Annotated in this window: 8 protein-coding genes; 2 read left to right on the top strand and 6 right to left on the bottom strand. The window is 42.7% G+C overall.

The genetic code is table 11. The features are described 5' to 3' along the window. Positions 1-69: 69 nt before the first annotated feature. The 6 genes from H6F44_RS07620 to H6F44_RS07595 form a co-directional block, all read right to left on the bottom strand. A complete protein-coding gene (locus H6F44_RS07620) occupies positions 70-393 on the bottom strand; it encodes an AAA family ATPase (RefSeq protein WP_190350360.1) in 324 nt (107 codons plus the stop codon). Between the two features lie 28 nt (positions 394-421). After that, a complete protein-coding gene (locus H6F44_RS07615) occupies positions 422-1,009 on the bottom strand; it encodes a hypothetical protein (protein WP_199302044.1) in 588 nt (195 codons plus the stop codon). Between the two features lie 14 nt (positions 1,010-1,023). Then, entirely contained in the window at positions 1,024-2,427 is a 1,404-nt protein-coding gene (locus H6F44_RS07610; RefSeq protein ID WP_190350358.1) for an AAA family ATPase, read from the bottom strand. 376 nt (positions 2,428-2,803) lie between these two features. Next, positions 2,804-4,375 (bottom strand): circadian clock protein KaiC, encoded by a 1,572-nt coding sequence (kaiC, locus tag H6F44_RS07605; protein ID WP_190350357.1) that lies wholly within the window; start codon positions 4,373-4,375, stop codon positions 2,804-2,806. Continuing rightward, positions 4,368-4,667, bottom strand: coding sequence for a circadian clock protein KaiB (gene kaiB, locus H6F44_RS07600; RefSeq protein WP_009626105.1), 300 nt, complete (start codon positions 4,665-4,667; stop codon positions 4,368-4,370). Before kaiB ends, kaiC begins: the two co-directional genes overlap by 8 nt. Positions 4,668-4,728: 61 nt before the next feature. Continuing rightward, entirely contained in the window at positions 4,729-5,601 is an 873-nt protein-coding gene (locus H6F44_RS07595) for a circadian clock protein KaiA (protein WP_190350356.1), read from the bottom strand. Between the two features lie 162 nt (positions 5,602-5,763). On the opposite strand from H6F44_RS07595, the gene H6F44_RS07590 reads away from it, so the two are divergent. Both H6F44_RS07590 and H6F44_RS07585 read left to right on the top strand, forming a co-directional pair. Further along, complete coding sequence (locus H6F44_RS07590) at positions 5,764-8,151, top strand: ATP-binding response regulator (RefSeq protein ID WP_190350355.1); 2,388 nt, start codon at positions 5,764-5,766, stop codon at positions 8,149-8,151. Between the two features lie 157 nt (positions 8,152-8,308). Further along, complete coding sequence (locus H6F44_RS07585) at positions 8,309-11,359, top strand: transporter substrate-binding protein (RefSeq protein WP_190350354.1); 3,051 nt, start codon at positions 8,309-8,311, stop codon at positions 11,357-11,359. Positions 11,360-11,408 lie beyond the last annotated feature (49 nt).

Here is an 11,408-nt window from a genome sequence, read left to right as displayed (position 1 = left end):
TATTGAAACTAGCTCCCAATAAGTTAACCTACTATCAACGAGGTAAGAGGGCTATGCAGCTTGTCACGGCTACGTTTTAGATGTCTTTGTCACCCCCTCAGCGTTTAAATATATCTTGAATGACAGTGGATGCTCTGAACCTTTTCTTACTAAATCACCAATTTCTTCCGTCTGAAATGTCCAATATAGTTTATCAAAAAGTATTTGATTAATATTTCTTTGATCATCACCACGCTTAAATTCTTCAATTGTTCGCATGGCGGTATACAAAGATTTAAGCAAGAAAGTCTTACCTGTGCCATTATTCCCAATGACAAGATTTATCTTGCCTAATTTTTGCCAGACAAGTTTTTCAATTATGCCAAAACTTTCAAGTTCAATAGCATTTATCATCGCTTAATATTTATTATATTTAATTATATTAATCTAATTTAAATACAGATTTTTCAATTTTTTCAAAAATTTGAAACCCGACTTCTTCCAAGAAATCTTTTGCTAACTCTTGCCAACTTGCATTTTCCCTTGGGTAAATTTCAGGGGTACAGACATATGCTTCTAGTACTAAATTTTGATAGTTTCTGTCAAGCTTAGCGTTGAATAAGGCAATTGTATTTTTTAGTTGATCTATAGCCTTCCTTCTATTATTGCTAATTGATCCTTCCCTTAGACTAGTTGCATTCAATTTGAATTCAACAAAACAAAAGTTGTTCTCATCAAAAAAGACAAAATCACAATGGGATTTTCCAAATCCTAAAAGCCCATTTCTACCGTCAATTGGGATAAATCCGATTAGGTTAGCGTTAGTTATCTTGAATACTTTAGAGTCATCAAAGTCTAGATGAGTAGTATCTATACCATTTTGTCGAATTGTAAAAGTGTTGTCTACGAGTTGAATACTAATAATTATAAATGACTGACCTTGGAAATCAATTATACAAACCTCATCGCGACTATCTATTTCTAAAAAATTGTTCATCCTATCAAAATTAAGTGACAGATGAAGTTTCATGTTCTCAAATTTGCTCATCTTATTCCAAAGCTCTTAGCATGAATACTATACAAAGAATTAAAAGCACCACCTAGCATCTCGGATACTGTATCCAAATAATTTTGCCTAATAGTTCCTTTCTCAACATTAAATATAGATTCACAATATTGAGTTTTTTCTCCCATGAAGTGATTGCCTAAAGAGTATGCTGAAAAATCATTTGCATTTAGCCAAAATTCTTGAGGTATTATTTCAGATACTTCAGCCTCGGTCGATGGATTTTTATTTACAACACGCTTGGCAAATAGCAAATTATTGAAAACTGTAAGCACATAAGGGCTATGAGTTGTAATAATTATTTGATTATCTTCGTCTTGATTTACCATTAAAGATAACAACTCAATTAACTGCTTTTGAGCAACTGGAAATAAATGAGCTTCTGGTTCTTCTAGAACTCTAAATATTTTCGAGCGCTCAAGAATATTAATAAAGATGTCTTGAAGAATTCTAATTGATTCCTGTTGTCCTGAAGAAGAATTATGAAGATACACATAGCCTGTTCTTGCTTGATCAAATACAATTTTTTCTCCCTGACTATCTATTAAATATTTTCCTTTCAAAATTTCCTCTATCTTTGTTTTGACTTGATATAGTTTTTCTTTTTTAATTCGATCTTCTTCAAAGCTTTCAATCAAACCCTCAAAACCCATATATTTTGTAAAGAATTTTTTGATCTGTGATGTTCTTTCGATGAAATTTAGCATCAAAGTTTCATCAATAGTTTGTTCCTTTCTTTTAAAAGCTCTCCTATTTTCCAAATTATTTTGAGTGTCTGAAAACAGATACTTTTCAAATGTATTGGAGTAACCAACAGTTACATTTCTACTAGCAATAATAAACAGTGAGTCTGTCTGATTGCTAGAAAAAACACCATTTAGTAATGAACTTAACCTTTGAGAAAGACTAGATTCATCGCGATCATAGGCTATTTGTTCATAGAATCTATCTATATTGATACTTCGCTGTTGTCGCAAAAGTCTTTTGATCGTACTGGCTGAATCCTTAAAAGTTTGATCTATAAAACTTAGATAAGCCTCAACTTTTCTGTCTGAGTTTAATGTTAATCTTATATACCTGTCATTCTCGACATTATAATGAAATGTTATTTCAAAATTTGGTAAGTGATATGTAGAACCAAAGAAATCATAAAACTTTTCTCTGATGGGAAATATTAAATCTGAAGCTGTATCAAAATAATTTCTGTCTGTATCTTGACGAAGTTGAATATTTAAGTCGTTTTTCAGTGATTTAAAAAAATAAATAAGTTTAGCAATAGTGCTTTTACCACTAGCTTGTTCGCCAATTAAAACTAAAATTTTCTTGATTTCAATTTCGGCATATTCGACAGCACCGAAATTTTTGATAATAATTTTTTGCATTGATTTTACCTAAATTACTATTTTTGAACTCTAGTATATATCAAGGTTTCAACTGTTTTTAGGTTGATACAGCCTGTTGAAGAAATATGTAGCACATCGTAAACCATACAAATAGCCTGTACGGTCTGTTTTCGGTGTATCCCACAAAAACTCAACAGGCTGTAATTGCGAAACAAGCTGCCGGCGATTTAATTGATTGGTCGATCACTTTGCTTTGATGTTTGATTAACAGACGATCACTTTTCTAGGATACGAAAAATAATCACGAAATGTTATGACAAGGATAGAGCTATAGGCACTTGTATTAGGACAAATCAAAACCCAAAATAAGAGTTGCAGCGCTGAATGCTGCAACTCTTACCAGAGTACTTTACCCTTACTCCAAAGGCTCCACTGATACGCCGCGAATGATTCTAGATAGCTCAGACTTTTCATCCACTGATACCCTTGTGGGCGAACCACTCAAGATCCTTTCAAAGCCTTGGAACGAATCCTTAATCTGTGCGCCTTGATCCGTGATGATATATTCGCGAATACGGCTGTCATGGCGCGATCCCCGCATCTTAAATACGTTCACTGCACGGGACATTTGACCGCGAATTTCTACATATTGCAGCAGAATAATCGTATCGGTAATCGTGGAAATATGGGACTCGGTAATCGAATGGGAACCCATAAATTGATCGGTGGTATTCGTAAATAAACCAGTGATCTCCTCCTGCTTCACATAGCCCGTCAGCCCGATCACAAACTGGCGGAAAGTGTTATTGCTCACGCCCCTAGCGAGAGCAGACAGGGAATCGATCGCAATGCGCGAGGGTTTAAAAGTCTCAATCTCCGACTTAATCACCTGCAAATGATCCTCTAGTCCCGAGGATTCAGGATAAACACAGATAATTTTGAGCAAGCCAGAGCTTTCCCACTTATCAAAGTCAGTTCCCCAAGAAGAAGCATTGCGGGTCAACTGTTGGCGCGACTCTTCATAGGCAAATAGGATCGCCCGCTCTCCATTTTCACAACCATTTTCGATAAATTTGCTAACCATCAAGGTCTTGCCCGTACCCGTTGCCCCTGTGGTGAGAATAATTGAATCTTTGAAATAGCCGCCGCCGCACATTTCATCTAGGGTGGCAATGCCAGACGAAACCCGCGTATTGGAGGATTTTTGGGTTAGGCGCATCGCTCCCAAGGGGAAGATATTAATGCCCTTGCTGGTCATCGTGAAGGGAAACTCGCCTTTCATGTGGGTTGTGCCGCGCAGTTTCAAGATTTCAGCAGTACGATGGCGGCGCTCACCATCAAGGACATTTCTCAAAATAATCACATTGTCCGAGACAAATTCTTCCACGCCAAATCTGGCAACTGGTCCATACTCGAGTTCGCGTTCGGTGGTCATTACAGTAGTAACGCCAAGGGACTTGAGGCGGGCGACAATCCTAAATATTTCACGGCGCACTAGCCCAAGGGAGTCATATTGTTGGAAAATCGCGGTCATCGAGTCGATGGAGATGCGCTTAGCTTTGTATTTGATGATCGCGTATTGGATGCGCTCGATTAATGCCGATAGGTCAAAGTCCCCCACCACTTCCTGACCTTCGGGATCGGGTGAAGCATCAAGAATAAATAATTTGCCTTGATCGATTAATTCTTGGAGATCCCAATTAAAACTATGGGCATTCTTAATAATGTCCGATGGCGACTCCTCAAAGGTCACAAATACGCCATGTTCATCTAGTCCCGTAATCCCATTATACAAAAACTGCATTGCCAGTAAGGTTTTGCCTGTGCCAGAAGTGCCACTGACAAGGGTCGATCGCCCTTTGGGTAAGCCACCGTGGGTGATGTCATCTAACCCCTCGATCATGGTGCGGAGCTTCTGTACCCCTAGTTCTTGCCTTTTGCTGTCCTGATTATTTTCATTACTGTTTTCGATCGCTGCACTAGTCATTGCCAATTAATTCCTCGTAAAGTAAATCTAAACCAATTAATACTTTTTCGCGATCGGACAGATCGCCAATAATCTTTCTTACAGGGGGCGGCAGTACCTTAGCCAATGTTGGGGTTGCTAAGATTTTGTCCTCTTCGGCGAGTTGAGGATTTTTGAGTACATCAATTACTTTTAGGGTATAAACCCCTTGAAATTCCTTTTCAAGAATATCGTTCAGCATCTTGAGCGCCCTCACTGAGTTGGGGGTATTGCCTGCAACATAGAGTTTTAGGACGTAAGTTTTACGGATCATCTCATTAGTTTTGCTATCTACGGTTATTTAAATGATTTATTAATCTGGTTTTGATTTGGGGCTAAGAGCGGGGGATCGAACGGCGGTAAAGCTCGCAGAGATGAGCAATCATGTCAATCAGGGTAATGCGGTAGTCGAGTAAGATGTCATCATTGCGCCCTTCGAGTCTCAATTGCTTGGCAAATTCATCCATGAGTTCCATGTGAATTTCTAGGACTTGGGAAACAGATATATCTGCGAAAAAGGAGAGGTTGACAAATTCATCGATCTTGGAGTTGAGATCATCATTGTTTTTGTCTAAAAAATACTCAAGGATAATGGATCGATATAAGTTTTTTAGACGGACGACATACTCTTTCCTATCTTCGGTAGATAGGTTGCGGAGAAATAATCTTGGATCACGTTTGTAATACACCCCCAAATATCCTAATCGCTCATTGAGTTTTTCAGCTAGTCTCTGTTGTTGGACACTTAAAGATTCTGATGCAGTGGGGTGAGGAATGTTGACATAAACTTGGTGGCGAATTTGGGGAGAGATTTTGATAAAGGTGGCGATCGCCTGATCGATGATGGTCGGCAGATCTTGAAGCTGGTCACGGTTGATACTGATACTAGCTCTGTAAAAGCCTCTGGATTCGTTATATTCATAAGGAGATTCAGGATGCTCATTAAGATTTTCGAGAACTAGTATGGCTGGCAAGAAAATATTTAATTCACCGAGATGGTCAACGACCGCTTCGGCATCTTTAAATATAACTAGACAGTCCTGTGAATTGTGGGTTCTTGTTAATAAACTTACAAGAACTTCCAAATCAGCAACGACTGTAATGCTGTATCGATCCTCTGGCAAAAACTTGGCAAGGTCGAGTTTAGCTTGGTTGACATCAGCTTCTGCCACCAAACAGCATACTTGCAAATTGGTTAAAACTGGCATGGGCTATTGGTGGTTAGAATGGCTTTTGGATGATCTTAAGGTTTATTTTCGCATTGAAGTTGCGAAATCATGTGAGATTGATGATTGCACTATACATAATAATTTGTAAGTGGTTAGTGACAGGCAATACTTACTAACTTTAGCTTGTCAGGGTTTCGGACTATGGATTCCCTCGTCTTAAATCAGTCTTTAGAAATATATGGACAGTCTTTGGTGGCAATTTGCCGATTGACGAGTCCCACTACCGCAGCATTAGACTTGCTAAAAAAGGGTTGGGCTAATGTGGTGGTGCTGGACGAGCAGGAACAACCTCGTGGTTTGTTCAGCCCTAGATGTTTATTAAATTGGCAATCTCTGGAAGATCGCCTCCAGTTTGCTGCGCCTGCGGTTTTGATTGAGGATATCGATCTAGAGCCTTTACCAGCGATCGCCTTTTCGATGACAGTGGCAGCTTTTTTAGAAAGAATTACGCAATATCGGCATTCTGCCCCAATGTGGGCTTTGGTCGATCGCCAAGGTCGGTTTACAGCCTTGTTGGAAGTGCATCAGTTGTGGCGATCGCTATACGAGTCGGAGCATAGTCAAAGTCCTTCGGTGGATTCATTACTATTGCCATTGGTTTATCAACTGCCCCTACCTGTGATGGTATGCGATCGGCAGGGGGAGGTGGTGGGTATGAACGCCGCATGGCGCAATAGTCTTTATGATAGTTTGTCCGCACACCCCAAGCCTCTAACGACTCAAGAACATTCAGGTCTTGATGGCAGATCGGATCAAAGTACGGATCAACAGACAGCAGATTCTTCTTTACTACCCTCAAACCAAGCGATCTCCTATCAATTTTGCACCACCGATGGCAAAGCCTTGACTTGGCAGGTGATTACTGTGGCTTTACAGGGTAGTTTGCAGGGTTTAGACTTGGCGATCGCCTACGACATTACCGCCCAAAAAAATCTTGCCCAAGAGCTATCGGGCTTAAGTCGGGTCAAGGATGAATTTTTGACCTGCATTAACCATGAACTCAAAACTCCCCTAACCTCAGTAATTGGCATTGCCAGCCTCCTGAGCAACAATACCTTTGGGGCATTAAACGATCGCCAAAGTCGCTATGTAAAAATGATCCACCAGAGCGGGCGGCAACTGGTGGCGATTATCGATAATATTTTTGATCTTGCCAAGGCGGAATCAGGTCAGTTGGAGCTATATGTGGAGACGATCTCAGTTAAAGAGGTTTGCCAAAAAAGTATTCAGCAATTACAAAGGCTAATTCACCAAGACTCGACCATTGGGCGCAACTATCACTTTGATGAAGACTGGGAGCTAGACATTTCATTAGATATCGATCCGAGTATCAAAACGATCGCCGCCGATGAGGTGCGCTTGCAACAAATGCTCGTCAATTTATTATCCAATGCCTTCAAATTTAGTTTTTCACCATCGGATTTAGTAGAAGATTTGCCGCCACTATCACCACAAATTGGGATCAAAGTGCGGTGGTGGGAAGGCTGGCTAGCAATTACGGTATGGGATCAGGGCATTGGCATCCCTGAGGAAAAACAGAGTTTGGTTTTCCAAAAATTTCAACAGATGGAAAATGTCTTGACTCGCCGTTTTGAAGGCACTGGCTCTAGTCTATTGCTGACCCGCCATCTTGCCCGACTGCATGGTGGGGACATTACCTTTGTGTCGCAGGTGGATGTGGGGAGTCAATTTACAATTCTATTACCACCTGAGCGTCCTGAATCATCGACAAAATCAGGCTGGACTCCTAAGCCCCAAAGTCGGTTGATCTTGGTGGTGGAGACAGCAACGGAGGTGGTAGATTGGCTGCGTCATACGCTCTCGGAGTTAGACTATCAGGTGGTAATTGCGCGATCAGGGACGGAGGCGCTAGAAAAAGCCCGCAGGTTACAACCCTGCCTGATTCTGCTGAGTCCTGATATGCCAATGCTTTCTGGCTGGGATGTATTGGCTTTGCTGAAGGGCGATCATTTGACGAAACATATTCGGGTGGTGATCATGAAGCGGGCAGATGAACCGAAGATGACGATCCATCAGGCGGATGGAATTTTGTTAAAGCCAATTAATGCCACGGATTTAGGTAGATTTCTGCCCAGTTATGTGATGCCGCCTAAGTCTTTGAAGGTGATGTATCTGCAACATAATTTTGGGGATGGCACGATTGGTTTGTTGCAGGATCTTGGGCATTGTTTACTAGAGGCGGAGGGCTTGGAGCAGGGGGATATTCTCTCGAAAATTTGGCAGCCTGATTTATTTGTATTAGATGGGGATAGTCAATTACTGTTAAGCCATTTAGAAATTATTAGCAACTTGGATATTTTGGCGGGATTACCAATTTTAATTATCACGCGCTCAGCGATCGCCGAAATTGCTTGGTTACAAAGCCGTTTCTGGAAACTGAGCCTATGGGAATGCGCCAATATTAATGTTGAGCGGGTTGAAAGCGATCGCGCTGCGGTCTTATTAACTCTATATCAGTCAATTTCCGAAGCCGTTCGGTCAGGAATTTCCGCCATTTCGCCGAACTAGATATGCTATAAATCAAGCTAGATTTGATAACATCAACGAGCCAATGCCATAGCAATTTTTCCGAAATCAAAATCTAGAGAAATTTTCTGAGATCGTGGCATTGCCGCGCTCTCAAAAAATTTCTCTATAGTAATTCGACTGAGAGAATGGACAAGGAGTGTCGTCGACCATGTATCTAGAGGCTGATTCCTTGAATGTAGATGCGAATCCAAGGTTGCATGGTAGCGCAGTCATCCCAGTAGGTGTGGTCAATCTTTGGCGCGGTGGGGCGAATATTGCGGAGACACTGGTTAAGGAAATTACGCTGATGGCGATCGCCGAGATCAATCAGTCGGGCGGTTTGCTGGGTAGATCCATTGAGCCATTGGTACTTGACATGGCGGCATACGATGGCAACCATGACCTCCAGATCAAGTATCTAGTTGAAGAATTAGGGATCAAGTATTTGTTTGGGGGAAGCGCCTCGGCATCGCGTAAAGCCATTATCCCGATACTAGAAAAATATCAGGGGCAGCTTTGGTATCCCTACGCCTATGAGGGATTAGAATTTTCTAAAAATGTGTTTTACACAGGAGCCTGCCCTAATCAGGTGGTGCAACCTGCGGTTAGTTGGCTATTGCAAAATTGTGGCGATCGCGTTTATTTGGTTGGCTCAGAAAGCATTTATTCACGCATTGTCAATAAAGTAATTCGCGCTCAGCTTAAGCAACAGCAGGGAACGCTGATCCGCGAAGACTGTCTGCCTTGCAATCAAGCCAACTATGGCGAAACCATCGCCAAAATTAAGCGCAGCAATCCTGACCTGGTAATTAGCACCTTAGCGCCAACTAGTGCGATCGCCTTTTTAGCTCAATATGCCGCCGCAGGGATCAATGCCCAACAAATCCCAGTGCTGTCGTCCTGCTTGAGTGAGGTCGAGATCCAGCAATTTTGGCGAAGGACAATCCCCGCCGAATTACAGAATATTGATATTGATCCAGAGGCAATTGCAGGACATTTTGTGAGTGCCAATTACTTTCAAAGTCTTGACAGCCCTCAAAATCTAGATTTTTTGCAAAAGGTAAGGATCTGGCTGGGGCAGAATGGCAGCGATTTGGCGGTGAATGCGGCAATGCAGTCGGCCTATACGCAGGTGTTTTTATGGAAACAGGCGATCGAATCTGCCCAATCCCTAGATTTAGAATCTGTTAAACAAGCCTTCTCTGAACAGAGATATTTTGCCCCTGTGGGTAAGGTGGTGGGCGATCGCAATCATCATCTGCATACAGCTTGCCGCCTAGCAAAAATTAGCGATCTCGGCAAACTAGAGGTCATCTATACCATTGAGCCGATCAAGCCCCAGCCTTGGTTGGGCGCAGAGAATCTTGAGTCCCAAAATGCCACGATTGTCATAGAGATGTTGGGGGCAATTAGTCAAGATATTCAGCAGGGTTGGCAACTAGAGCGCGATGCTCAGGATCTAGAGTCTACAATTACCCAGCTTTTAATGCGCGGTCGTGGCAAGGGACGCAATCAACTCGCTCCTGAAATCACCCGTGCAGCGATGTCCAAGCTGTTTAAAGCCAATCAGCGCTTGCTGAAGGTACAGGCGGATTTGCTGAATATGGAGGCGGCACTGCGGGAGACCAATGAGCTATTGGAGCAACGCATTGAGCAACGCACACAGCAGTTACAAAAAACGATCAAGCGCTTGCAAAATGAGGCGGCGGATCGCCAACAGGCAGAAATCTTGTTGCGGGAGAGCCAACAGCGATTTTCGGCGATCGCCGATAACATCCCTGGGGTGGTGTACCGTGCTGTCTTACAAGCTAATGGCGAAGTATCGATGCCCTATATTAGCCCCCGCACCCATGAAATTTTTGGCATATCGGTTGAAGATTTTTATGAGCATTTTGAATGGGTGTTTGATATGGCGCATCCAGAGGATCGGGCTGAGCTGAATGAATTGGTGCGGCGATCGGCGGAAACCTTGGGCTTTTTTGAGCATGAATATCGGGTATCGAGTCTGTTTGAAAAAGTAAAATGGGTGCGAATTATTTCTCAGCCTCACCTCAATGAATTAGGGGATACGGTTTGGGATGGGGTCATTGTCGATATTACACATCAAAAGGCAACGGAGGAGTCTTTGCGGGAAGCTGAAGAAAAATATCGCAGTATCTTTGAACACGCGATCGAGGGGATATTTCAGGCGCAGCCCGATGGTTGCTATACCAACGCCAACCCCGCCCTCGCCAAAATCTATGGCTATGAGTCTTCTGCGGCATTATTGACGGAGATTGCGGGTGACTGCCAACGCTTATTTGTGGAGCCAGAGCGCTGGCAAGAGTTTCGCCAGCAGATTATCACCAATGGTGCAGTTACAGGGTTTGAAGCCCTTGCCTATAGGCGCGATCGCTCGATCATTTGGCTACTGATTAATGCCACAGCCAATTATGATGCCAATGGCAATTTGATCTCCTACGAAGGACTAGTGCAGGATATTACGGAGCGCAAGCAGTCAGAACAGGCGCTCAAGGCGGAACAGGAAAAATCTGAGAATCTCTTGCTGAATATTTTGCCGCAGGCGATCGTACATCAATTAAAGTCGGGTAGCAGTGCGATCGCCTCCCGTTCTGACAATGTGACGATTCTATTCGCCGATATTGTCGATTTCACCACCCTCTCTAGCCAAGTTTCTCCCCAGCTATTAGTGCATATGCTCAATGAAATTTTCTCCTCCTTTGATCTGCTTGCCGATCAATTGGGCTTAGAAAAAATTAAAACCATTGGTGATTCCTATATGGTGGTGGGTGGACTCCCTACTGCAAGGGACGATCATGCGGAGGCGATCGCCGAAATGGCAATTTCTATGCAAAGGGCGATCGCTAAATTTATGAGAAACGATCAGGATGCTTTTCGATTGCGAATTGGCATTAATACAGGTTCAGTGGTGGCTGGAGTAATCGGTATTCGCAAATTTATCTATGATCTATGGGGGGATGCGGTGAATGTGGCAAGCCGCATGGAATCTCACGGTTTAGCGGGGGGTATCCAAGTTACTACCGCCACTTACGAACTGCTCAAGGATAAATATGATTTCTGGCATCGTGGCAAAGTCTTTATCAAGGGGCGTGGCGAGATGGACACCTATATGCTCCTAGATCGCAAAAATAGACCCTCTCCCATTATCGCCCCAAGTTTAGAGTTGCCCAGTTTAGTCCTAAAGTAGCCGATTGTAAGAGGTTCGCCCACAAAAGTGTGGGAAATCTTCGCAAGCG

The organism is Pseudanabaena cinerea FACHB-1277 (assembly GCF_014696345.1).
Taxonomy (GTDB): Bacteria; Cyanobacteriota; Cyanobacteriia; order Pseudanabaenales; family Pseudanabaenaceae; genus Pseudanabaena; species Pseudanabaena cinerea.
Note: the sequence above shows the minus strand (reverse complement) of the source record. Positions and strands in the feature narration are given on the sequence as shown.

Coding starts and splice junctions, on each gene's coding strand:
- H6F44_RS07620 (WP_190350360.1), bottom strand. CDS start 393: ATGATAAATGCTATTGAACTTGAAAGTTTTGGCATAATTGAAAAACTT.
- H6F44_RS07615 (WP_199302044.1), bottom strand. CDS start 1,009: ATGAAACTTCATCTGTCACTTAATTTTGATAGGATGAACAATTTTTTA.
- H6F44_RS07610 (WP_190350358.1), bottom strand. CDS start 2,427: ATGCAAAAAATTATTATCAAAAATTTCGGTGCTGTCGAATATGCCGAA.
- kaiC (WP_190350357.1), bottom strand. CDS start 4,375: ATGACTAGTGCAGCGATCGAAAACAGTAATGAAAATAATCAGGACAGC.
- kaiB (WP_009626105.1), bottom strand. CDS start 4,667: ATGATCCGTAAAACTTACGTCCTAAAACTCTATGTTGCAGGCAATACC.
- H6F44_RS07595 (WP_190350356.1), bottom strand. CDS start 5,601: ATGCCAGTTTTAACCAATTTGCAAGTATGCTGTTTGGTGGCAGAAGCT.
- H6F44_RS07590 (WP_190350355.1), top strand. CDS start 5,764: ATGGATTCCCTCGTCTTAAATCAGTCTTTAGAAATATATGGACAGTCT.